This is a genomic window from Ornithinibacillus sp. FSL M8-0202 (assembly GCF_037975285.1).
GTDB classification, from domain to species: domain Bacteria; phylum Bacillota; class Bacilli; order Bacillales; family Amphibacillaceae; genus Ornithinibacillus; species Ornithinibacillus massiliensis.
In genome coordinates, this window is sequence record NZ_CP150248.1 from 496,476 (window position 1) to 519,951 (window position 23,476).

Sequence of the window (23,476 nt, forward strand, 5' to 3'; positions counted from 1 at the left end):
ATGGAGGTTACTATGTTTCTTATCAAAAGAATTGAAAATTTAAAATTACGATCACAAACGGCAAATTGCCTTACATTACTTAATATTAGTTATGGAATAATAGCTACGATACTGGTGTTTAGAGGATTTACTCATTTGAGTCAGTTTTTTATTATATTAGCAGCGTTCTTTGACCGTTTTGACGGTATTGTTGCGAGGAAACTTAATATTGAATCGGAATTCGGGAAACAATTAGATTCCCTCAGTGATCTTGTCTCCTTTGGCATTGCGCCTGCTGTCTTAATATACTACATGGTCTTCCAGGAGAGATTACCAGAATTAGGCATGCTAATTGTAACCCTTTATATCCTAACTGGTGCAATTCGCCTTGCACGCTTTAATGTAAAAGAATTTGACGGGGCATTTTATGGTGTTCCTACTACGGTTGCTGGAATTATAATGGTGTTAGGTTCCTTTTTCGCAGGCGTTTTACCAACCAATTTCTTTGTATTATTAACCTTGATTTTAAGCATATTAATGGTTAGTAATGTACGTATTCCAAAGATGTAAGAACAGATGTTTATTAAAATGGTTTTTACGATAGAAAATATAAACCCGGACTCATTCAAATTCTACCCCTAGAATTTGAATGAGTCCGGGTTTTTTACTTAATTTATATAGTTATTACTCAAGGTCTAGCTAATCTACTCCTCCTAATGAAACAATCCGGATTTCTTAGATTTTTCCTTTAGTTTATTCGAATGTTTATTAATCGTTTCTTTAAGAAAACCACCTAAAACAATAGCGATACAGCCAAATAATAACAGGAATAAGATATCATGGAAGGCACGTCTCCAAACAATTCCCCCCACCGCTTCACGCATTAAATCAATAGCATACGTAAATGGTAAAAACGGGTTAATTGCCTGGAAAAATTCAGGTAAAAGTACTACTGGGTATGTTCCACCTGATCCTGCAATTTGTAAAACAAGTAATACAATAGCCATAGCCTTTCCAACATCTCCAAATACAGAGACTAGCGTATAAACAATCGTGATAAATACTGCACTACACAACAGCCCAAACAGAATAAACCAAATCGGCTCACTTACGGTTACTTTGAGTAATAAATTATCTCCCAACGTCACAATAATCGTCTGTAAAAATCCAATACTCATAAATGTAAGCAATCTACCGAAATAAATTTGTCTTCCAGTAAACGCTTCTCTATGATGATGAATATCTGTCGACAACAGTGAAATTAGTAACAAGCCACCTACCCATATGGATAATACGGTATAAAATGGTGTCATACCCGTTCCGTAATTTGGAATCGGAAATAATTTATTTTCATTTAATACAACAGGCTCTGCAAAGAAACCTCGTTCTGCTTCTGGGTCATTTTGCAGTAGTTGTATTATGTCATCCATATCGGTATCAGCTTGAAGGTCACGAATTCGTTCAGCGATTTCCTTCACTTTATCATTGACATAAGGAAACTCATTACTTACATAATGTAACATATCCTGACCTTCCGACAAATTAGCATCTGTTCTAGACAACATTTGTTCCACTTCAGGAATGGTTGTTTGAATCTCTACCAGAATCTCTCTAGCCTCTGTAAGTGTCTGCTTAGCTCGGGATACTTCTTCCTGTACGGTAGGCTCGATTGTTTCTTTATAATAGCTCACGAATTCATCAATCTGCTCATTAACAGTTTCCGTACGATTCTTGAGCGTATCGACAATACGATCGATTTCTTCCTGCTTACTAGTTAAGAATGATTGTGATTCCTGCATTTGCTCCTGAAGTTGAACTAAATTTTGTTCCATATTTTCTAGTTCAATCAATGCTCGCTCTATTATTTCTTGATTGCTTCCACCGTCTGGTTGCTCATCTTCTTGTTGGTCACCATTATCATCACCCTGCTGTTGAAGCTCGCGTAGTGCTTCTTCTACGGCTTGAACCGATTGAATCATATCATCAATTTGTCCAATCGCCCTATCACTATCTAACGGATTTCCTTCGTTTAGATCAAGATTAGTCGAATCGAATGTACGAACAAACTCATTCGTATCCGTAATCATTTGCTGAATATGTTCTAATTCCTCATCTATTTTTGGTGCTACCTCATTTAATCGATCTTCTGCTTCTTGAAGAAATTCCGTTGTTTGATCAATTGTTTCCAAGCCACTAGTTGTTGACTCTTCTACTTTCGGTATAAGCCCCTGGGCTTTATCGATTAATTGTTTAGCGGCGTCCGAATCATCTATTGTTTCAGATAGTATTCTGTGAATGTCAGGTAAGTTCTCTTCTAGCGTAAAAATGTAATCCTCAAATCGTTCAATATCCGGTAAATTTTCTTCCAGTTCAATTCCGAGATCATTAAACTTTTCAAAAATAATCCCATTAACTGTAGAAATAAAATTACTGCTAATTTCTTGTACGATTACACTGGCACCTTTTTCGGTTATTTTTGGTGCAATGGCATTAATTTTTTCATTAACATAGTATTCGACATTAGCCTTTTTCGGTTCAGGCTCAATCACGGTACCAAGGCTTTCAGAAAAGTCCTCTGGGATTACAATGACTGCAAAATAATCCCCATACTCTAACTTCTCCATAGCCTTATCTTTATCAACAAAATGCCAATCTAGGGACTTGTTTTCTTTTAAAGATTCTACTAAGTCATCCCCAATATGGATTGTTTCATCTCGTACAGTAGCACCTTCATCCAAATTCACTACACCAACCGGAATTTGATCCGTATGACCATATGGGTCAAAGGAAGCACTAATATTAAACCATGCATATAGAGAAGGTAATAATATTAAACCACCAATCAAAATCGCTGCCACCCAATTTGTTCCTATATTTTTTATATCATTCCAAAAAATGTTCCAAGTAGACTTCATATGTTCATCGTCCTATTCTAAAGAAGTAATATAAGAATTATAGCAACTTCATAACAGAAATACTAAGAATTACGTAAAAAACCAGCCCACAAGGTGAGCCGGTCTCTGAATTAATACAGTAAATTAATGAGATCTTCCTTTGTTATTCTCCCAAGATAATGCTCAACATCAACATTTTCAAGCGCTTCTTCTATCGCCTGCTTTTCATGACGAACACCAATTAGCTTATCCTCAAGATCTTTAATTTCACCTAAACCGAAGAAATCTCCATAAATCTTACAATTTTTAATAACTCCTTTTTTCACATCAAAACGTACATCAAGTAGACCTGAAGGGAATTTATGAGATGCTTGTACATTGAATGCCGGCGATTTCCCATAGTTCCATTCCCATTTCTGATAACGCTCTTCAGAGATCTTATGGATATTCTCCCAATCCTCCTCGGTCAATTCATAACGAGGAACATCGTTTACATCTTCCACTTGGAATACGTGTTTTAAAATACGCTCCTTAAATTCTTCCATTGTAATTTTCTCATCAAGGAATTCAGAGATGTTTGCAACACGACTGCGAATGGACTTAATTCCTTTTGATTCGATTTTTTCTTTTTTAACTTTAAGTGCTTTTACTACATTTTCTATTTCAGAATCAAGCATCAATGTACCATGGCTAAACATACGACCTCTGGTAGAGAACATCGCATTTCCGGAAATTTTACGTCCCTCAACGACTACATCGTTTCTACCTTGTAGTTCAGCTGGAACACCAAGTTCATTCAACACTTCAATAACCGGTTTTAAAAACTTCGCAAAGTTATGGAAGCTTTCCCCATCATCCTTGGTGATGAAACTGAAGTTCAAGTTCTGTTCGTCATGGTAAACTGCTCCTCCACCAGAAAGGCGACGAACTACTTTAATATTATTTTCTTCCACATAATCGGTATTAATCTCTTCAATCGTGTTCTGATTTCTTCCGATAATGATAGAAGGCTTGTTAATGTAAAATAATAAATATGTATCCTTCTCCCCAAAATTTTGCAATATATATTCTTCAATAGCTAAGTTAATCATTGGATCGGTTATACCGTGATTATCGATAAATTTCATCGTAGACCCCTCCTAAATAGTTAGTTCATTTCCAAATATTAGTTTATCGAAAAAAGATTTTCAAGGCAATAAAAAGTGATTACTTCCCCCATGTAAGCCCTTCTTCCGCTAGTTGAATACTTCCAGGAAATACCTTACTAGCCTGCTCCACTAATTCTTGTCTGTTTCCATATTGAGGCAGATGACTCAATATTAATTCTTTTACATTAGCTTCCCTCGCGATAGTTGCACCCTCTTTACTTGTCATATGACCAGCCTGTGACCCGTCCTGATCCTCATAAAAATTACAATCCGTAATAAGCACATCTGCATCCCTACTAAATGAAATCCATTTCTCCTGGAAGCTAGTATCCGCAGTATAGACTAAAACCTTTTCTCCGTCCGTAATTCTCATGCCATAACATGGTACAGGATGCTTTGTCTTTAAGAAATCAATCTGGAATGGACCTACTGTTAATGTTTCAGTTGGATTATACGCAATGCCTTCCGTAAACTCATGGGTTAGTTTTTCAAAGCCTTCTTTATCTTCTATGTGTGCATATATTGGCAAAATATCCTTGTTTCCCACTACATAAGACTGTACTAACCAAGCATATTGTAACACCCCTATATCCGCTACATGATCATGGTGATAATGAGAAAGTATAACCGCATCAATATCTAGCACATGTTTAAATTGTTGTAATCTAGATAAGGCTCCACTTCCTACATCAATTAATAAAGAAAAGCCATCTTTTTCTAATAAATAAGAAGAAGTTGCACTACCAGGAGCAGGGAACCCACCCCAATAACCAATTACCGTTAACTTCATGTTTGATCACCTCATAATTATATTTTGTTGTAACACAGTATTGACCTTGTGAATACTGTTATAATACAATATAGTTAATAAAGGAAAAGGAGGAACCCTCATTGATCAGTGTGCTTGAGTTTTTCCGAAACCTACCAAAGAAAAAGTGTCAGAAATGTGGTCTAGAAATAACCGAACAGGCAGATTGTTACATCTCCATTTGTGAGGATTGCGATCACCCAGCACGATAAATTATCTACTTTCCTCTCCATTGTAATCTTAAAAAAGATAGGAAACAACTTTTGCACAGCTATTAATAGATAGCTGTATTTTTTTACTTATTTAGACAGATGGTAATGACTTTATACCAGTTGAATTTCTCTCAATCCTCGGGAGGAGAAGATGATTTCTCATTGATTACCTCTTCTATTCCTTTAATTAACTTAAATTCTTGTCCCACGTAATTAATTGAACACTTCTATTCATTAATTTAAGCTAGATGCTTCCTTCTCTCATTCTATTTAACTATCCGAAATTTTCACCTTTGGAGCATGCCTTATCGCCTTAAGTTTTCCCCTCAACTAAAATTAGGAGCATAATTTCCTAATAAATTTTTAAAAAATTACAACTAAATCATATCCTTCTAGTAATTTTTGTATTATAATATTTAGACTACCGAAATATTTTTCAAGGAAGGGGATTGTATTATGACAACAACTCAAGCTAAAAGACTACTACGCTCTGAAGTACCTGAGGAGCAAAAATGGAACTTAACCGACTTATTCCCAACATTTGAGGATTGGGAAAAAGAACTACTAGCTGTACAAGCTGATATCACGGAAGTTACCAAGTATAAGGGTAAGCTAGGAAATGATGCAAAAACATTATTAAACTGTCTTACAACACTAGAAAAATACCGTGAGCGTTTGGTTCGCGTATTTACATATGCTAGCCTGAAGTCCAGTGCTGATGGGAGTGATCCAGCTAACCAACGTGATTCTGCAAGAGTTTCTTCGGCCGGAGCTTCTATCGGTGCAAAATTATCCTTCGTACAATCTGAACTTCTAGCTTTACCAGAAGGACAAATCGAACAATTTTTGAATGAAGAACAAGCACTTCAGCTTTATAAGAAGATGCTGGATGATATTTTAGAAGACAAACCACATACATTAGCACCTGAAATTGAAGAAACATTAGCTGCACTAGGTGAAGTACATGATGCTCCTTATATGATCTACTCTCGTAGTAAAGCAAGTGACATGGTATTTGACTCTATCCAAGACGAAGATGGTAATGAATTACCAATGTCTGCAGCATTATATGAAGACCGCTATGAATTAGAAGCAAGCACTAAGCTGCGTCGTGATGCATATGACTCTTTCACTAAAACATTAAATCAATATAAAAATACCTTTGCAGCAACCTATGCTACAGAAATAACGAAACAAGTAACCATGTCTCGACTACGCCATTATGAATCTGTAACAGACATGCTACTAGCACCGCAACAAGTAACGAAAGAAATGTATGAAAATCAGCTAAATGTCATTCAAGAAGAGCTAGCGCCACATATGCGCCGCTTTGCTAAATTGAAAAAAGAAAAACTAGGCCTTGATGAAATGAGATACAGTGATTTAAAAGCACCTCTTGATCCGGAATTCAATCCAAAAACAACGTATGAAGAAGCAAAATCAGTTATTTTAGAGGCTTTAAAAGTGATGGGACCTGAATATACAGAAATAATGGAAAAAGGTCTTAACGACCGTTGGGTAGACTTAGCTGATAATGTTGGCAAGGCAACAGGGGCGTTCTGTTCAAGTCCATATGGTGTTCACCCTTATATCCTGATTACTTGGACTGACACGATGCGAGGAGCATTCGTATTAGCACACGAACTAGGACATGCAGGACATTTCTACCTTGCAGGTAAATACCAATCCTTATTTAATACTAGACCTTCTACTTACTTTGTAGAAGCACCATCGACGATTAATGAATTACTATTAGCTAATCATTTAATGCGCTCTACAGATGATAAACGCATGAAGCGATGGGTTATTACACAATTATTAGGTACGTACTACCATAACTTTGTAACACACTTATTAGAAGGAGAATACCAACGTCGTGTATATGCATTAGCAGAGGCAGGTACTCCACTCACTGCCAGTGTACTAACACAACAAAAACACGAAGCACTTGAAAACTTCTGGGGTGATGCTGTTACATTGGATGAAGGGGCTGGACTTACTTGGATGCGTCAACCTCATTATTACATGGGGCTATATCCATATACGTATTCTGCCGGATTAACCGTATCTACTGCAGTAGCAAAACGAATTCAAGAAGAAGGCAAACCTGCTGTAGATAGTTGGTTAGAAGTGCTGAAAGCCGGAGGAACATTAAAACCACTAGATTTAATCAAGAAAGCTGGTGTCGACATGTCTAAGCCAGATGCCATCCGTGAAGCAGTCGCCTTTGTTGGTTCCTTAGTAGATGAACTTGAAAAGAGTTATGAATAATAGTAAAAAAGAGGCTGGGACAAAACTAGCCAGAAAGTAATAAAAAACTGGTTCTAAGCGATTGAAAATTGCTTGGAACCAGTTTTTTGAAATCATTTCCATTTCCTAAACTAGATTTACCCATTTTGGCGGTATACTTCCTCAAGTTTACCGCCATAAGCGCAAATCCTAATTCATTTATCACTTTCTCTTTTCCTCTAACAGACATTCGAGTGAAACCCAAATTAGCCTTCAGAAATCCGAAGACTGGCTCCACATCGATTTTACGTTTACCGTAAATTTCACCAGTTTTCTCGTCTGAAAGCTTCTCCCTGACGTATTCTTTTTGAGATTCCCACTTTTCATTGAGATATACTTTTCGATTGTTTCCCTCTTTCGCCTTTGTACACATGGAGCGTAAAGGGCATCCGGAACAATCTTCGCATTCATAGACTTTAAATTCGCGTTTAAATCCGTATTTGTCGGTTCGATGGGACACATGGCTGAATAATAATTTCTTTCCATTCGGACAAATGAATGCATCATCCTCTTCATTGTATTCCCAATTGTCTACATGAAAAGCATTGTTTTTGTGTTTTCTTTTCTTCTCCTTTCGATACTGATTATATGTAATAAGAGGTGTTCTATTTCTATTATTCATAATATCTTCATAGTTTTGTTCACTACCATACCCTGCGTCTGCCACGATATATTTAGGTAGTTCAAAGAAGCGTTCTTCAATCGTATTCAAAAAGGGAATCAACGTACGGGTGTCGGTTGGATTTGGAAACACATCATAAGCGAGCGCATATTGGCCTTCCGTCGCAACTTGAATATTATATCCAGCCTTCAGTTGTCCGTTTCCCATATAGTCATCTTTCATCCGCATAAATGTGGCATCATGATCTGTTTTTGAGTAACTATGGCGGTCTTCAAAAATCTCCATATCCTTTTGATAATTTTGTTTCCGCTCAATAAAATCTTCAAATTGCTTACGATATTGTTTTGGTGCTTTTCGCTCGGAACGAAGCTGTTTCCGCTCAACACCAACGTCACTCGCTTCAATTTCCTTGTCGTATGCTTCAATTTTTTCACTCAGTTTTTCCACAATTTCTTTCATTTCTTCAACCGAAAGCTCTTCGAAATCGTCCCGTTCTATTTCAGGAATGATTCGCTTCTCAATTAACTCATCGTACATTTGATTGGACTTTTCAATTAGTTTTTCACTATAATTTTCAACCGATTTTCGCCATACAAATGTGAATTTATTCGCATTGGCTTCAATCTTTGTGCCATCAATAAAAATAGCCTCTTCTTCAATTACTTCTTCCTTTACCAACTGAGATCGAAACTGTACAAAGCACTCACGTAATAACCCTTTCGCTAATGGGTGCACACGAAAGCGATTAATCGTTCTGTAACTTGGTTGATGCTCCTGAGATAACCACATCATTCGTACACTATCTTCTAATAAGGCTTCAATCTTCCTGCCCGAAAAGGCAGACTGCGTATAACCACAAAGGATAATTTTCAACATCATCCGCGAAGCATATGGCGGACGACCTGTATCTTTTCTAAGTGGTTCAAGAGCACTTTCTGGAATACTTTCTACTAAATCATTAATGGCAAAGGCAATGTCATTTTCTTTTAATCTAACTTCCAAATCCATAGGTAATACAACTTGTTTCATGTTATAATACGACATAAGGACACCTCCGAAAAAAGTTATTGGTCGTACTTTAATTTTATCAGATGGTGTCCTTTTTGTTTACTTTAATATCAGAAAATTGCGTGCAAAAAATAATAAGCATGGTCCTTACCGTTAAAACGTTGGTAAGGACCATGCTTATATTAATTTACTGGGGTTTTGTCCCAGCCTCTTTTTTTGTACAAAAGGGACTTGCTAAAATAACAAGTGCCCCTTTCCATTTTATTTAGTTTGCAGAAAATCGATTACTTGATGAACTGCCTTTTCCGCTTGGTCAATACAATCCGGAATACCAACGCCTTCAAAGGAACTACCCGCAAAATATACTCCTGGAAGTTGTTCACTTGCCTCTTGACGGGCCTTTTCAATTCTCTCTATATGACCAACAGTATATTGTGGCATGATATTTTTCCATCTAGAAATCACACTAAATTCTGGTTCAGCTGTAATATTCATCGTTTTATTTAAATCGTTTAAAACGAGTTGAACTAATTCCTCGTCCGGTAAATCTACAACTTCTTGATCATGTGGTCGACCAACATAACAACGAATCAATGCTTTTCCTTCCGGTGTACTGGATGGCCACTTCTTATGTGTCCATGTACACGCGGTAATACGGAAATCACTATTTCTTGAAACGACAAATCCTGTACCATCGATATCCTGCTTAATTGCTGACTGATCAAAGGCCATTGCTACGTTAGCTACCGAGCTAGCTGGAACATCATCAAATGGCTTGAGGAAATTAAATTGGCTAAACATCTTCGGTAATGTTTGATGTGGCGTTGTCGTAATAACACTAACAGCCTTGATTACATCCCCACTGTCCAGCAATACGTGATAGCCTGTATCCTTTTTCTCAATGTGATCCACAATCGAATCAAGTAAAATGGTGTTTTCATCTAGTTTTTCTACTAATTTATCTACTATCGTTTGCAGCCCATCTTTAAAGGAGAAAAACGCACCCGGTGTTTTGCCAGTTGTTTTTGGTGGATTTGGTACCGTTTGTTTTAATCCTTTTATTAAACTACCATACTTTTGCTCCAATTGATAAAAGTTAGGAAAGGTAGCCATTAAGCTCATTTCATCAATATCACCTGAATAAATGCCTGATAGTAAAGGTTCAATTTCATTATCAACTAACTCATTTCCAAAACGGCGTCTGAGCAAAGAACCTAGTGATTGATCTGGCTGTTCTGGCCCTTTAGCCTTTACCAAATCAAGCAAAGCACGTATCTTTCCAGTAGGCGATACAAGACCTGAACGTAAAAATGGTCCGATTTGCTTCGGTACTCCCATAAAAGCGCCCTTTGGCATTTTATGTAGCTTCCCTTGCACGAGAATATAGGACTGCCCTGTTCCGTTTCGGATCATCTCGTCTTTTAATCCAAGCTCTTCTACTAACTTAACACCGGGCTTCTTTCTAGCAATCATAGAATCTGCACCACGTTCAATGATAAAGCCATCACGCTTTAACGTGTTTATTTTTCCACCCACACGACTACTTGCCTCTACCAATCGAACCTGATATGGTAAATCCTTCTCTCTTATCGCTTTTTGTAAATAATAGGCAGCGGATAACCCTGTTATCCCACCGCCTATTATCACGATTGTTTGCTTATTCATTACGCATCACGCTTTACTCGTTCTTGTACAACACCTGCTAACGTCTCAATAAATAAAGGATGTGTATTAGGCATAGCTGGGCGGAAATAGCTTGCTCCTAATTCATCACATACTACTTTACATTCATAGTCATTATCGTAAAGAACTTCTAAGTGATCAGCGATAAATCCAACTGGTGCATATACAAATGCACGATAGCCTTTCTCTTTATATAGTGCTCTTGTTAAATCCTGAACATCTGGTCCCAGCCAAGGATCTGGTGTATTCCCTTCACTTTGCCATCCAAGTTCGTAATTTTTGATTCCTGCTTTTTCGGAAATAAATCTCGCTGTTTCCGCTAATTGTTCTGGGTATGGATCACCGTTTTGTAAAATTTTCTCTGGAAGGCTATGTGCAGAAACAATAAGTACTGCTTTTTCACGTTCGTCATCAGACATTTTTGCATATTCTCCATTAATCTGTTCTGCCCAATATTGAATAAATCCAGGAGCATCATACCAGCTTTCAACTGCTTTAATGGAAATACCATGTTTTTCCGCTTCTTCACTAGCACGTGTATTATATGACTTAACACTAAAAGTAGAGTAATGTGGTGCTAATACAATGGATACTGCTTCTTTAATACCATCCTTAGCCATTTCAGCAACAGCATCTTCAATAAATGGTGTAATATGTTTTAAACCGATGTAAGCTTTGAATTCATACTCGTCTTGGCTTTCATTTAGTTTAGCTTCTAATGCTTTTGTCTGTTCCTCTGTAATTCTAGCTAATGGAGAAGTCCCTCCGATAGCTTTGTAACGATCTTTTAAGTCTTGTAACGCTTCTTCAGAAGGCTTTCTACCATGACGAATATGCGTGTAGTATGGTTCAATATCCTCCTCTTTATATGGAGTTCCATACGCCATTACTAAAAGTCCTATTTTCTTTCTTTCCATTTTCCTACACCTCTTCATGAAAGTTTTGGTTCAAATGTTATCGCTTTGAATACGAATGAATTAAATCAGATAATCTCCTTAATGTTTCTGGATTTATATCAGGTGTTACACCATGTCCTAGGTTAAACACGTGATGGCCATCTTCCATAGATTGGTCTAGAATCTCTTTTGTTCTAGCTTCAATAGTATCCCAATCCGCAAGTAGAATTGCCGGATCTAAGTTACCTTGCAATACCTTTGTTACCCCTAATTCTCTTGCTTCTTTAATCGAAGTTCTCCAGTCTAACCCAATGACATCAAGTGGTAAATCGTTCCACTCCAATAGTAAATGACTTGCACCAACACCGAACATAATAAGTGGTACTTCTTCGTTTTGCAATTCTGCAAAAATTCGCGTCATAACTGGTTTAATATAGATTCGGTAATCGCGAGCATTTAAAGCTCCCACCCAAGAATCAAAAATTTGAATAGCTTTAGCACCAGCACTAATTTGCGCTTTTACATACGTAATTGTCATGTCAGCTAATTTATCCATTAAAGCAAACCAAGCATCAGGATTTGCGTACATAAATGCTTTTGTTTTACCGTAATTTTTAGAAGGTCCCCCTTCAATTAAATAACTAGCCAAAGTGAATGGTGCACCACTAAATCCAATTAATGGTACGGTTAACTGTTCTTCAGTTAACAATCGTATCGTTTCCAATACATATGGAACATCTGCTTCAGGATTGATTATTCCCAGTTTTTCTACATCTTCAATCGTTTTAATCGGGTTCCCAATAACCGGACCAATACCAGATTTAATTTCGACATCAACACCTAATGCCGGTAATGGGGACATGATATCTTTATACAGTATTGCAGCATCGACATTATATTGTTCAACAGGAAGTCTTGTCACATAGGCACACACTTCTGGTCGATGTGTTATCTCGAATAGAGAATACTTTTCTTTAAGCTTTCTATATTCAGGTTGTGATCTACCTGCTTGTCTCATAAACCATGCAGGTGTGTAATCTGTTTCTTCGCCTTTATACGCGCGAATAATCGTATCATTTAGCTTCATTTTCTCACCCTTTTGGATCTATCCAGTCCTTATTAAGTAGTAATAAAATAATAATTAACTATCCATTAGTTTCCTTCTCTACTATACCTATTTCGACATAATAAGTATAGAAAGAAGGGGCTATTGTCATCAATTTGTCTAATTTTAACATGATTCAAATGCCCCATTTTCAAGGGAAACAACGTACAGCGAATTATTACCTGGGAAATATATGTCGAATATAGTCGTTAGTAATCTATATCGTCCGGAACAGACTAATATTTTGAGCAGATTCGGTTATAATTCCATTCATTATACGGTAAAATAGATCATAACGAACAATCCTCACGTTCCAACAATCACTATTATATAGATATTTCTTCTAAACTTAAAGTAATAAGAATTACTTTTTAATAATTATTATAGATAATTTGAAAAGGAGTTTTTCCTATGAAAGCCTACTTAACCAATGGAACGATTGATTTTCTAATTAAACTCGCTAAAAAATACCCAGCAGTTCATTTTCACTTTATGAATGGCCCATCGAATGATGTTGCCTATTATGAGGGAACAGACCAAAAAATCTTTCAAGCAGGAAGAGAGTATGACGTAATTGTTCAATCTGGCGATATAGCGGAAACTGGTTATGTTGTGATGAATAATATTCCTGTAATAGATGAGGGCAGACCATTATTTGAAGATAATTTTAAGAAAAGGCAAAAAGAGGTAGACAGCCAACCAGGATTTCAGGCCTTTCGTTTACTAAAGCCTATCTCAAGTAATACATATATAGTGTTTACACAATGGGATTCAGCAGAAAGCTATGAACGATGGAAAAACTCAGAAGGCTTTCAAAAAGCACACGCAGAAACAAAGCCTCCCGCATACTTTGCCGACCGACCGTTTGTAACTACTTATAGTATGATAGAAAGAGATTAGAAAAGCTCCCATTCATTTCTCTTTAGCAATTATGCTAGTTACACTTATGCTGGCAGGAAACACTTTTTTATCTACCAAAAACACCCGAACTAGTTCTATTAAGAATTAGTTCGGGTGTTTTTGATTACATAACGATAAGTCCGCTGCTTTACTTCAGCACATACTCCTCAAAAAATGCAGCATACACTTCCTTCTCTTGCTGCCCTTCCAGACGGGCTACTTCTTTTCCATCCTCATAATGAACAAGGGTCGGAGTTGACTGAATTCCATACTTGTTCCCTTCAGTAGAGAATTCTAATAGATTTAATTTGACCATATCCACACCCATTTCTTCCGCTAAAGGAACTAAATATGGTGTTGTTGCCTTACAGTAGACGCAGATTGGGCTGTAGTAATAAACGGTAACAGATTCACCATTTTCTACTTTTTCATTAAGTGCTTCTGGTACAATCTGATTTTGGTAGTTTGGATCATTTAATTGATCAATGGTTGCTTGTTCAAGATTTGTCTTGCCGTACGGATTATTTCCTTCAAGCGCTTTATTATTCTTATAATCTATTACGAAATACAGCGCAAAAAACAACACAACAATTGCTGCTATAATAATGATCATTTTCTTTTGCATGGATTATTTCCCCCTGGATTGTTTTAATAAAGATAAGTGTGTCACGAATATTAAGATAAATGCTGTACCTGCCATAAATGGAATGGTAATAAACCCTAAGTAGTTTACATATTCAAAATTACATGGAACTAATCCGCAAGCCCCACCAGCTTCTAATGTAGGTAATTTCTGTATGAGATAATGATATGTAGATACACACATACCTATTCCACTTAAGATAAGACCTGGTAAAGCAATGGACACGTCTTTTTTAAATAATGCTGTACCATAAATGATGACAAGTGGATACATGAGGATTCGTTGGTACCAACAAAGCTTACATGGTTCATAGCCAAGTATTTCTGAAAAAAACAAGCTACCTAATGTCGCAATAACAGATATTCCCCAAATACCAAGAAGGATATTTTCCTTTTTCTTCGTCAGTTTCATGTAAGGTTTCTCCTTAACCGTTTTAATTTCCTTAGTATTATACTAGGAATTCGTATAAAAAACAAAAAAGAGGGCTTATCCCTCTTTTGATAAAAGATTGTTTTTATGAACATACACCGCTGCCTGTGTCCGGTCATGTACATCCAACTTAGCTAGTATATTACTTACATGGGTCTTGACCGTCTTGATGCCGATATACAAATGATCACTTATTTCTTGGTTTGTCATGCCATTGCCTATACAAAGCAATACTTCCATTTCTCTCTCGGTTAACTCATCATGCGGTTTTCGAGAAGTACCTCTAAAGCTCGTCATCATCTTACTAGCTACCTTCGGTTCAATGACATTTTCCCCTTTTGCCGCTTTCTTAATAGCGGCGACTATTTCATCTGCTGAAGATGTTTTTAAAATATAGCTAAACGCCCCTGCCTCTAACGCTGGAAAAACTTGTTGGTCATCATAGTAGCTTGTCAGAATAATGATCTTACAACTTGGATAGTCCTTCATTACTAGCTTTGTTGCATCAATTCCAGTGCCATTATCCATCATTAAATCCATTAATACGACATCTGGTTTTTCTTTAAGAATAAGCTTTGCTCCTTCATTACCACTACTCGCTTGACCGATTACGTCAATTTCTGGGTCCGTTTGTAGGTAAGCAATTATTCCCTTTCGAACAATTTCATGGTCATCTACCACCATAACACGAATCATTTGTCATCCCCCTGACTCTTTCTAATTTCAATTCTACTATTATTAACATGGTATGCGGATATCGATATAGGTTCCTTCATCGATATTCGAACGAATAGTAAAATTTCCACCTAACTCTTCACATCTTTCCTTCATTGTCTTAAGTCCATAGGAAGTCTTTTTGGCATTATCATTCGATAAGTCGAATCCTATTCCATTGTCAGCAATATGTAAGAAGAGCTCCCTACCCCGTTTAATAACCTCTATTTTCACCTCTGTTGCATTTGCATGGCGAAGAATATTAGAAAGCGATTCTTGTATAATTCGGAATACATGCTCTTCCGTAGCCTCAGATAGGGTTAAAGAATCATCTATTGTTAAATGAAAATCAATTTGTGATTTCTGCTTTAATTCCTCTACTAACTTGCTCACTCCACGCGGTAACGGATCGCCAGATAGATGCACTGGTCGTAGATGAAGTAATAATGCTCGCATCTCCGACTGTGCCTGGTGAGCCGCATTGGCAACCTCTGTCATCTGTTCCTTCGCGACATTAGGATTTAAATCAAGCTGTTTAATAGCAGCCTCCGACATCATCGTTAAAGCAAAAAGCTGTTGGCTAACAGCATCATGAAGATCCCTTGCAATTCGCTGTCTTTCTTCAATAACAGCCGACTTATGAGCAGATTTTGCTAATTCCGCCTTCTCATCTGCTAAACGCTGAAGGGATATTACTTGGTTTTGCAGCTTTTCTCCAAGTTCATTTAACTCATTCCCAATTCGATTGAGCTCGTCTCCCTCATTAAAATAGATCTTCGACTGATAGTTTCCATTTGCCAGCTGTGTAATTAGCACTGATAAATAATCCATCCTTTGCTTCAGGTCTCCACTAGAACGAAATCCTACGTATACAGAAACAACAAAAGCAATTACGGAATATAGGCCAATAAAGAGAAAAATACTATTCGATGTAAGCCACTCTGGGCTAAACCAAACATAAATAGAAAGCAAAACAGCTAATATCGTAATTAGTGTCAAGAAGAACCCATTTAAATGTGAAATGATATAGCTAAAGCGAATACTTGAAAAGCGATTTTTCATCCTTCGCTCCCCCCCTTATACATAATCCACTCGTATAGAGCCAGCCTTTAATTTCAATGTTAAGTTAATCTTTCTCGTTGCAGAATCATAATTAGGTGTAACATAACTAAGGGAGCGATTAATACCATCCACTGATTGCCCAACGATGTCAATATCTCCCGCCTTAACAGAAGCATAGACTTGAAACTCAAGATTTTCAGGAACTAAAATATGAACATCACCAGCGAGAGAACTAATCGTAATCGGGATTTCCTTCTCTGGAATATAAGCTTTAGAAAAGTCATAATAGAAATCGCCAGCTAAAGTCTTCACCGTAGTTGGCTCAACCTTCCAGTTCGGTTGATTGAATTCATGATTTCCTACTGAAAAAAAAGAGTAATTATCATCTTTCTCAACTTTTGATCCCCCATTGTAAATCGTCACTTTAGGCTTAGATGACTTTCCTATAAATAGAAAGCCGAAGTAAACAATTAATAATGGCCATAATTTAAATACATCTTTAAAAGCAAATTCGATAACATCAAATTTGTCCAATAGGAGCAAGGAGCCAAAGATGAAGAAGAAGGACCCCCATACCCAACTTCCTCCTTTATGTCTCATCCGATCAATCATCCATTTTAGACCGATTAGTACAAATAAGGATGGAAAAATGTACCCCCACATATACTTAGTACTTAATTCTGTTATGCCAATATTTTCTAACACGAGTATAACGCCGCAAATGATTAATACTGCAGCAATTATATATCGAAAGAATCCTACTCTCATATCCTTCTCTCCCTTATACTAATTGATATTCTAGTATTTTTTTGTTTCTTATGTTATAGACTGCTATAAGGGTTATAATAATTCCACACACGACGATAATCCATTGAATACTTACACCTAAAGCAATTAATGAGGATGTGATGATATATGAAACCGGGGTCAGGCCTGTCGATACGGTCATAAACATACTCATCATTCTACCTAGCATTTTCTTATCTGTTGATTGCTGTAACATAGTAATGATAGGAATATTAATAATCTGTGTTAATACCGCCATCAGTGCAACTAAACCTGCCATCATCCAAACATTTGCAGAAAGTCCAACTGTACTAAATACAATTCCCAAACTAATCAAGCTACTTATTACAACTTTACCTGGTTTTTTAAGCTTCCAGCTTGCTAGAAGGATTGCGCCAGTTAATGCCCCAATCCCCATTGAAGTCTGTATCGTTGCTAGACTCACTGCACTACCTGCAAACACATCCTTCACAATAACCGGCATGCCAATTGCAATCGGTCCGGAGAAGAATAAGTTTAAAAATAACGCTATGACAACAACGGAAATGGCCAGCTCATTTTTCCGCGCATAGTGAAAGCCTTCCTTTAAATCTGTTAACGGTGTATGCTTCTCCTCTTCTTGCTTTTCCAGTTTCACCCGAATAAAGATTACAGCAATAGATGCGACTAACAACATTCCAAAGGCTACGGAAAATACTCCTGCAAATCCTAATAGGGCAATCAGCGTACCACCTAATGCTGGACCAAGAATAGGACTGATCTGCGAAGTCATTTGGATAAAGGAATTGCCACGTTGCAATTGATCATCCTTTAATAAAGTTGGGATTAACGAATTCATAGCTGGATAACTAAATGCATCCGAAATGCCAAACAATCCAGACAAAACTAGTAAATGCCAGATAGCTACCGAATCCGTTAAAATTAATATAACTAATATGCCAATCAGTACCGCTCGTGAAAAATCAGACCAAAAAAGAATAGTCCGTTTATTCACCCTATCAGCAATTAATCCACCAACAACTAACAAAACCAATCTGGGGATAGCTGCTACAAAAAACAATAGACCAAAATAAAAACGATTATCGGTTATGTTTAACATCAACCACTCTGCACCAATTAAATAAACAAAGTACCCTGGTGATGAAAATAATGCACTTATTAATAGAAGTACAAAATTACGATTCTTAAAAATTGAACTCTTTAATTCCTCTTGCTTAGCCACCGTATCCATAGCTATTGCTCCCTTCTCCACTTTCGATATCTTTATCTTAGTCATTTTTCGAAGAAGGGAAAACCATCTCTAGAACGCTTTTGTCTCAGTCTTGAGACCGAGTCCTGATCCGTTGTATGAATTCATACAGATATATCAGTCCTAACAAGCATAAATATCCAAAGACAAAGCCTGCTACAATATCTGTCAAATAGTGCACATTAATGATGTAACGGCTAATTCCAATTGAGAATACTAATAAAGCAAAGAAAATCTGCACAAATAATCCAACAGTAGATGACTTAATTTTTTTAGCAAGGAAATAAGCTAGTAATCCGTAACAAACCATTGGAATCATCGCATGTCCAGATGGAAAGCTCTCCCCAATTGCATTCGCCTCCTCCATAATCGTTGGCCGTTCTCTTGCTACAAGATATTTCATTAGCTTGTTTAGTAAATGAGTAGCGTAGATACCTAATCCAAATAATACACCAGGTAACCAATCACGATATAAAATAATTAGTAGCGCAGCAATAATAATGGTCAAAGGATACATAAACGATTCGGATCCTAAGTTAGTTATACCTCGAAAGAACGTATATATAAATGTATCTGGAAAGGTGTCAACGAGGGCTCTTGTCCATTGATCAACAAACGGTAACTCTCCACGAACAATCCTTACAATCCAAACTCCTATAATGGCTAACATGACACCTAAAAAAGTAGCCTGTACAATATGTCGCTTCTTCAATTAATAGAACCTCCTGATTAATAAATTCCTATTGTTTTAATCATAGCCTATCTCCTAACAATTTCAAATTAATTTTTGCACTGTTTCAAAAGATGCTATAATAATAAAAACTAACAAGGGGGGAACGATTATGCTACAAGAGATTCATAAAGCAATTGAAAACTTATATCCAGAAATGGTAGAAATACGCCGTTATTTACATCAATATCCAGAACTATCTTTCCAGGAATACAAAACAGCTGCATACATAGCAAATTTCTATAAAGACCTCGATATCCCCTATATAAAAAATGTAGGTGGTAATGGGGTTGTCGCAACCTTAAAAGGGGGAAAACCCGGGAAAACTATTGCGTTTCGAGCAGACTTTGATGCACTTCCAATTCAAGATGTAAAAGAGGTTCCTTATAAATCAAAAGTCGATGGAGTCATGCATGCTTGTGGACATGACGGCCATACAGCCACACTCCTAGTTTTAGCTAAAGTGATGAAAACCTTTCAAAAAGATTTACCAGGTACCATCGTATTTCTACATCAACATGCAGAAGAATACGCACCTGGTGGGGCAAAACCTATGATTGAGGCTGGTGTATTAGAAAATGTCGATGCCATATTCGGTACCCACCTATGGGCTACTACTCCTTTAGGGGTTATCCAAACAGCGAAAGATGTCCTCATGGCTGGTGCTGACCGATTCGAAATTAAGATTCAAGGCCAAGGTGGACACGGCGCTTATCCACATGAAACAAAAGACGCGATTGTTATCGGATCTCAAGTCGTATCTCAACTACAACAAATTATTAGTAGAAGAATTGACCCACTAGAAACTGCCGTCATCACCGTAGGTAAGTTTGAAGCTGGTGATGCATTTAATGTTATCGCGGATACTGCTACATTAATTGGAACGGTACGGTATTTAAATACCGATATTCAGGAGCAAGTGATACAAGAAATGGAGAAAGTTGTAAAAGGGATTTGTACTTCTTATGAATGCACCTATACCTTCCATTACGAAAAAGGGTATCCACCGGTAATCAACCATAAGCAAGAAGCAGAACGAATCCTTGATGTTAGTAATAAATTACCGGAAGTAGAACAGGCTGAAGAAATTATTCCGGTTATGGGTGGAGAGGACTTTGCTTATTATCTGCAAGAAAAGCCGGGTGCATTTTTCTTTACTGGAGCAGAAAAGGATGGAAATCACTATCCCCATCACCATCCACATTTCGACTTCAATGAAAAAGCTATGCCAATTGCAGCTAAAACTCTAATCAGTGCTTACTTTTCATACCAGGATAAGTAATTATCCGCTCTAACTAATTATCCCTATTACGGTTATCGTGATAGGGATATATTTGTTCCCTTAAGACAATACCAAAACAGTTCCCATCATCCGCGAAACCTTTTTTTGGAAATAGTCGTATATACGGTATACAGACAAATTAGGGGGATAATTTATGGTACCAAATTATGAAAAACGGCATTTTTTTATGGCAATCGGTATTGGAGTCTTCATGGTTTCACCGCTGCTACTTCTCTTTATTCCAGCCTTCATCGCAAACAGCATCTATTTTGACCCTGGAACGTGGATAGTTATTGTCCCAACATTAAGCTATTACCTATATGGAGCAGGTGCCTTCTTAATAGGCGTAGCAAGTTTAATCATTTACTTCGGCAATGTCAATAAACTATCTGTGATGATTGGTATTTTCTTATCTATTGTAGGCATTTTCTTGTTCCTATTTGCTGCCAAACCATTTACTTCTATAGCAGCTGATGGCATATCCATTCGCGAGGACTTATCGAATGAATTTTCCCATTACGATTGGTCTGATATTGAAACCGTTCTTTATTATGAAGTCCCGCGCAGCGAAGGCTTTAACACGTATGAATTTCACTTTTATGATGGAAGAACATTACAATTGTCGAAGAACGGTTACATAGAGCCTTATCATAGAGCACTGTTAGAGCAATTTCAGGAGCACCATATTTCGTTCAAACGGAAGTAATCAAGAAATTGAACTCTAATTAGAAAAAAAGCATTCTCAGGAGAGATCCTAAGAATGCTTTTCCTATACTAATTTTCGTTTTACAAATCCATTGGTAAAGGCAAAGGTAAACAGAAGTCCCCCTACCAATGTAATGAGAAATCCTAAATAAGCCTGGGCCAGCAAAAATACGATGGCATAAAGTACTGTTTGCACAATCGCAAGCTCTATAATCCACTTTAATAAAGCTTTTCTTCTCATTTCCACTTCCACAGGATACAGATCCAACCACATTATCGTTCGATGATGTTGGTATAAGGTCATCAGTTGGAAAATCGTCATATAAAGGAATAGAATCGCAAAGATAATCTTAATCCATATATTCGGTAGAAAGTAAATAAATACTCCACCAATAATAATTAACCGAATATACATCGACAAATAGTCTCCACCACGAATAAAGCTTATTCGATATAAGTAGTCATAGGTACTCTTCCGTTCAAAGGGAATGTTTCGTTCTATCATGGAAACTAACCATTGCCGCGATTTTATTTTATTTTTTAGATGTGGTACATCCGTGAACATATTAGCAAATCGATAGAAGGATTGCAGACGATGTATATCCTTTTCCAATAATAATTCCCAGTTAACACCCGCTTGTTTTCTAGACAGGCTAAAATTATATAAAAAGACAATCGTGAACAAAATCGTTGTAACACTCGCAAGAAGCATATTTCCATTAATAAGGAAATAAAACACCGAAATATTCAGTAACAGTCTAGCTACTTGATCGATCACACGAATATTTTTCTCACGGATTTTTAATATCCACCAATTAGCTATTAAATTCCACAGTTTAAAAATTAGCACCACAACAATGATTACGAGATAATTTCCTCGATTCTCAAAACTCGTTGCGTACAATGGGCCAAATGCTGCCATCACGATAGCAACAATATAAAGCTGAATAACAAAACTATAGATTAGTGCGTTTCTAAAATATGCCCCCATCTGATGCTCAGCTGGAATTAGGAATACTAAATCCGGCTCCTTGAGGAGTGTACGAACTGGACTATAGGTAACAACAATCCCCAATACACCTCCCATTATCCAAGCAGTGGGAAAATTGTCTGGTATAGTGGCTAACCACTGTTGATAATAATAAGCTATAGCTGCAATAAAGAATAACATCGCAAAGGCAATATGCCCATTAAAGATATAGCGTAAATACCGACTCATATCCTTTAAATGTGCACTAAAACGCTTCATAAAAAAGTCATGTGAATTAAACATGGCTATCTTCCTTTGTTAACTGAACATATAAATCATCTAGTGTTGCCTTTGGCATTTGAAATTGCACTCTTAACTCCTCTAATGTACCAAGTGCTCTTATTTGTCCCTCATGTAAAATAACAAATCGGTCACAATATCTTTCCGCCGTTGCTAGTATATGGGTTGACATTAATATGCCTGAACCGTTTTGTTTCATCTCCTCCATCAATTGTAAGTAAGACTGAATACCTAAAGGATCCAGACCGACAAATGGCTCGTCCACAATATATAGAGGCGGCTCAATTAAGAAGGCACACATAATCATCACCTTCTGGCGCATACCTTTTGAAAAATGGACTGGAAACCATTTTAATTTCTTTTCCATTCGAAATTCTTTAAGCAATACTTGTAATCTTTTCTCAAACACATCTTCCGGAATATTATATGCCATCGCAGTTAACCGTAAGTGTTCATACAATGTCAGCTCATCGTACAGGATTGGCATTTCCGGAATATATGCCATTTGATTTCGGTATTCGGAAGGGTTGTCCTTAAAGGTTTTCCCATTTATTGAAACTGAACCCTTCTTCGGCTGCATTAAGCCAATAATATGTTTAATAGTCGTACTTTTACCAGCACCATTTAAACCAATAAGCCCTACAATCTCTTTAGCGTTTACATCAAACGAAACACCGTGGAGAACATTTTTGTGGGTATATCCCCCAACTAAATTGTTAATATGTAATAAAGGTTCCACAATCATTCCCCCTACTTGATCACTTGTTAAAAATTTTATCATTTATGGGGGTAAATTCCAAAGGAAACTCTCATACCTTTTTCGACATTTACATAAAACGAAGTGTATAGAAATGCGAAAAAAGCTCAAAATACTACTGTAGAGTCGAGGAAACCAATTAGCAATAAACCAATTTGTTAACACAAATGAGGTGTTAGTGTTGGAGAATAGTGATGCTTCACTAAAGGACAACATGAAAAAAACAAATGGGGTGTTTGCGAAAGATAATCTAATGAAATAAAACCCTTTTGTTAGAACATATCTCAACGCCAAGGGATACTAAC

22 protein-coding genes are annotated in these 23,476 nt (G+C 37.0%); 6 read left to right on the plus strand and 16 right to left on the minus strand.

The window, feature by feature from the left end:
* Positions 1 to 12: 12 nt before the first annotated feature.
* A complete protein-coding gene (gene pssA / locus MKY78_RS02550) occupies positions 13 to 549 on the plus strand; it encodes a CDP-diacylglycerol--serine O-phosphatidyltransferase (RefSeq protein ID WP_186869413.1) in 537 nt (178 codons plus the stop codon).
* 143 nt (positions 550 to 692) lie between these two features.
* Here the strand turns inward: pssA and MKY78_RS02555 are convergent, their stop codons facing one another.
* The 3 genes from MKY78_RS02555 to MKY78_RS02565 all read right to left on the minus strand — a co-directional run bounded on the left by MKY78_RS02555 (position 693) and on the right by MKY78_RS02565 (position 4,811).
* Complete coding sequence (locus MKY78_RS02555; RefSeq protein ID WP_339215943.1) at positions 693 to 2,894, minus strand: YhgE/Pip domain-containing protein; 2,202 nt, start codon at positions 2,892 to 2,894, stop codon at positions 693 to 695.
* Positions 2,895 to 3,004: 110 nt separating this feature from the next.
* Positions 3,005 to 4,000, minus strand: a complete 996-nt coding sequence (locus tag MKY78_RS02560) for a lipoate--protein ligase (RefSeq protein ID WP_339215945.1) — start codon at positions 3,998 to 4,000, stop codon at positions 3,005 to 3,007.
* A gap of 79 nt (positions 4,001 to 4,079) precedes the next feature.
* Entirely contained in the window at positions 4,080 to 4,811 is a 732-nt protein-coding gene (locus tag MKY78_RS02565) for an MBL fold metallo-hydrolase (RefSeq protein WP_339215947.1), read from the minus strand.
* 101 nt (positions 4,812 to 4,912) lie between these two features.
* Between MKY78_RS02565 and yhfH the strand changes: the two genes are divergently transcribed.
* Together yhfH and pepF are read left to right on the plus strand one after the other, a co-directional pair.
* On the plus strand, positions 4,913 to 5,041 hold the full coding sequence (gene yhfH, locus MKY78_RS02570) for a protein YhfH (RefSeq protein WP_186869347.1): 129 nt from the start codon (positions 4,913 to 4,915) through the stop codon (positions 5,039 to 5,041).
* Positions 5,042 to 5,497: 456 nt separating this feature from the next.
* Entirely contained in the window at positions 5,498 to 7,312 is a 1,815-nt protein-coding gene (pepF, locus tag MKY78_RS02575; RefSeq protein ID WP_339215949.1) for an oligoendopeptidase F, read from the plus strand.
* Positions 7,313 to 7,337: 25 nt separating this feature from the next.
* Here the strand turns inward: pepF and MKY78_RS02580 are convergent, their stop codons facing one another.
* The 4 genes from MKY78_RS02580 to hemE form a co-directional block, all read right to left on the minus strand.
* Positions 7,338 to 8,996, minus strand: a complete 1,659-nt coding sequence (locus MKY78_RS02580) for an IS1182 family transposase (protein ID WP_339213384.1) — start codon at positions 8,994 to 8,996, stop codon at positions 7,338 to 7,340.
* 225 nt (positions 8,997 to 9,221) lie between these two features.
* The gene (hemY, locus tag MKY78_RS02585) at positions 9,222 to 10,625 is read right to left on the minus strand and encodes a protoporphyrinogen oxidase (protein WP_339215951.1); all 1,404 of its coding nucleotides are present in this window, start codon (positions 10,623 to 10,625) and stop codon (positions 9,222 to 9,224) included.
* Positions 10,625 to 11,560, minus strand: a complete 936-nt coding sequence (gene hemH / locus MKY78_RS02590) for a ferrochelatase (RefSeq protein ID WP_339215953.1) — start codon at positions 11,558 to 11,560, stop codon at positions 10,625 to 10,627. The genes hemY and hemH overlap by 1 nt, the downstream gene beginning before the upstream one ends.
* Before the next feature lie 37 nt (positions 11,561 to 11,597).
* Positions 11,598 to 12,626: a uroporphyrinogen decarboxylase gene (gene hemE, locus MKY78_RS02595; RefSeq protein WP_339215955.1), complete on the minus strand. Its 1,029-nt coding sequence runs from the start codon at positions 12,624 to 12,626 to the stop codon at positions 11,598 to 11,600.
* Between the two features lie 429 nt (positions 12,627 to 13,055).
* Between hemE and MKY78_RS02600 the strand changes: the two genes are divergently transcribed.
* Complete coding sequence (locus tag MKY78_RS02600; RefSeq protein ID WP_186869342.1) at positions 13,056 to 13,544, plus strand: antibiotic biosynthesis monooxygenase; 489 nt, start codon at positions 13,056 to 13,058, stop codon at positions 13,542 to 13,544.
* Between the two features lie 148 nt (positions 13,545 to 13,692).
* Here MKY78_RS02600 and MKY78_RS02605 read toward each other — a convergent pair whose 3' ends face one another.
* The 7 genes from MKY78_RS02605 to MKY78_RS02635 all read right to left on the minus strand — a co-directional run bounded on the left by MKY78_RS02605 (position 13,693) and on the right by MKY78_RS02635 (position 19,139).
* Entirely contained in the window at positions 13,693 to 14,169 is a 477-nt protein-coding gene (locus tag MKY78_RS02605; RefSeq protein ID WP_186869341.1) for a thioredoxin family protein, read from the minus strand.
* Between the two features lie 3 nt (positions 14,170 to 14,172).
* Positions 14,173 to 14,598, minus strand: coding sequence for a disulfide oxidoreductase (locus MKY78_RS02610; RefSeq protein ID WP_339215958.1), 426 nt, complete (start codon positions 14,596 to 14,598; stop codon positions 14,173 to 14,175).
* Positions 14,599 to 14,673: 75 nt separating this feature from the next.
* Positions 14,674 to 15,312 (minus strand): response regulator transcription factor, encoded by a 639-nt coding sequence (locus MKY78_RS02615; protein WP_186869339.1) that lies wholly within the window; start codon positions 15,310 to 15,312, stop codon positions 14,674 to 14,676.
* Positions 15,313 to 15,354: 42 nt separating this feature from the next.
* Positions 15,355 to 16,392 carry a sensor histidine kinase gene (locus MKY78_RS02620; protein ID WP_186869338.1) on the minus strand — a complete coding sequence of 346 codons (1,038 nt, stop codon included), beginning with the start codon at positions 16,390 to 16,392 and terminating at the stop codon, positions 15,355 to 15,357.
* 15 nt (positions 16,393 to 16,407) lie between these two features.
* Positions 16,408 to 17,160: a cell wall-active antibiotics response protein LiaF gene (liaF, locus tag MKY78_RS02625; protein ID WP_339215960.1), complete on the minus strand. Its 753-nt coding sequence runs from the start codon at positions 17,158 to 17,160 to the stop codon at positions 16,408 to 16,410.
* A 13-nt stretch (positions 17,161 to 17,173) separates the two neighbouring features.
* The gene (locus MKY78_RS02630) at positions 17,174 to 18,454 is read right to left on the minus strand and encodes an MFS transporter (protein WP_339215962.1); all 1,281 of its coding nucleotides are present in this window, start codon (positions 18,452 to 18,454) and stop codon (positions 17,174 to 17,176) included.
* Positions 18,455 to 18,494: 40 nt separating this feature from the next.
* The gene (locus MKY78_RS02635) at positions 18,495 to 19,139 is read right to left on the minus strand and encodes a phosphatase PAP2 family protein (protein ID WP_339215964.1); all 645 of its coding nucleotides are present in this window, start codon (positions 19,137 to 19,139) and stop codon (positions 18,495 to 18,497) included.
* A gap of 130 nt (positions 19,140 to 19,269) precedes the next feature.
* Here MKY78_RS02635 and MKY78_RS02640 point away from each other — a divergent pair, with 130 nt between their 5' ends.
* On the plus strand, positions 19,270 to 20,439 hold the full coding sequence (locus tag MKY78_RS02640; protein ID WP_339215966.1) for a M20 family metallopeptidase: 1,170 nt from the start codon (positions 19,270 to 19,272) through the stop codon (positions 20,437 to 20,439).
* 154 nt (positions 20,440 to 20,593) lie between these two features.
* On the plus strand, positions 20,594 to 21,145 hold the full coding sequence (locus tag MKY78_RS02645) for a hypothetical protein (protein ID WP_339215968.1): 552 nt from the start codon (positions 20,594 to 20,596) through the stop codon (positions 21,143 to 21,145).
* 63 nt (positions 21,146 to 21,208) lie between these two features.
* Here the strand turns inward: MKY78_RS02645 and MKY78_RS02650 are convergent, their stop codons facing one another.
* Entirely contained in the window at positions 21,209 to 22,417 is a 1,209-nt protein-coding gene (locus tag MKY78_RS02650) for an ABC transporter permease (RefSeq protein WP_339215970.1), read from the minus strand.
* A complete protein-coding gene (locus tag MKY78_RS02655) occupies positions 22,410 to 23,153 on the minus strand; it encodes an ABC transporter ATP-binding protein (RefSeq protein WP_339217802.1) in 744 nt (247 codons plus the stop codon). The genes MKY78_RS02650 and MKY78_RS02655 overlap by 8 nt, the downstream gene beginning before the upstream one ends.
* Positions 23,154 to 23,476 lie beyond the last annotated feature (323 nt).

Coding starts and splice junctions, on each gene's coding strand:
- MKY78_RS02560 (WP_339215945.1), bottom strand. CDS start 4,000: ATGAAATTTATCGATAATCACGGTATAACCGATCCAATGATTAACTTA.
- MKY78_RS02615 (WP_186869339.1), bottom strand. CDS start 15,312: ATGATTCGTGTTATGGTGGTAGATGACCATGAAATTGTTCGAAAGGGA.
- MKY78_RS02650 (WP_339215970.1), bottom strand. CDS start 22,417: ATGTTTAATTCACATGACTTTTTTATGAAGCGTTTTAGTGCACATTTA.
- pepF (WP_339215949.1), top strand. CDS start 5,498: ATGACAACAACTCAAGCTAAAAGACTACTACGCTCTGAAGTACCTGAG.
- liaF (WP_339215960.1), bottom strand. CDS start 17,160: ATGAGAGTAGGATTCTTTCGATATATAATTGCTGCAGTATTAATCATT.
- MKY78_RS02630 (WP_339215962.1), bottom strand. CDS start 18,454: ATGACTAAGATAAAGATATCGAAAGTGGAGAAGGGAGCAATAGCTATG.
- MKY78_RS02640 (WP_339215966.1), top strand. CDS start 19,270: ATGCTACAAGAGATTCATAAAGCAATTGAAAACTTATATCCAGAAATG.
- hemY (WP_339215951.1), bottom strand. CDS start 10,625: ATGAATAAGCAAACAATCGTGATAATAGGCGGTGGGATAACAGGGTTA.
- MKY78_RS02645 (WP_339215968.1), top strand. CDS start 20,594: ATGGTACCAAATTATGAAAAACGGCATTTTTTTATGGCAATCGGTATT.
- MKY78_RS02555 (WP_339215943.1), bottom strand. CDS start 2,894: ATGAAGTCTACTTGGAACATTTTTTGGAATGATATAAAAAATATAGGA.
- pssA (WP_186869413.1), top strand. CDS start 13: ATGTTTCTTATCAAAAGAATTGAAAATTTAAAATTACGATCACAAACG.
- MKY78_RS02600 (WP_186869342.1), top strand. CDS start 13,056: ATGAAAGCCTACTTAACCAATGGAACGATTGATTTTCTAATTAAACTC.
- hemE (WP_339215955.1), bottom strand. CDS start 12,626: ATGAAGCTAAATGATACGATTATTCGCGCGTATAAAGGCGAAGAAACA.
- hemH (WP_339215953.1), bottom strand. CDS start 11,560: ATGGAAAGAAAGAAAATAGGACTTTTAGTAATGGCGTATGGAACTCCA.
- MKY78_RS02580 (WP_339213384.1), bottom strand. CDS start 8,996: ATGTCGTATTATAACATGAAACAAGTTGTATTACCTATGGATTTGGAA.
- MKY78_RS02605 (WP_186869341.1), bottom strand. CDS start 14,169: ATGCAAAAGAAAATGATCATTATTATAGCAGCAATTGTTGTGTTGTTT.
- MKY78_RS02565 (WP_339215947.1), bottom strand. CDS start 4,811: ATGAAGTTAACGGTAATTGGTTATTGGGGTGGGTTCCCTGCTCCTGGT.
- MKY78_RS02610 (WP_339215958.1), bottom strand. CDS start 14,598: ATGAAACTGACGAAGAAAAAGGAAAATATCCTTCTTGGTATTTGGGGA.
- MKY78_RS02620 (WP_186869338.1), bottom strand. CDS start 16,392: ATGAAAAATCGCTTTTCAAGTATTCGCTTTAGCTATATCATTTCACAT.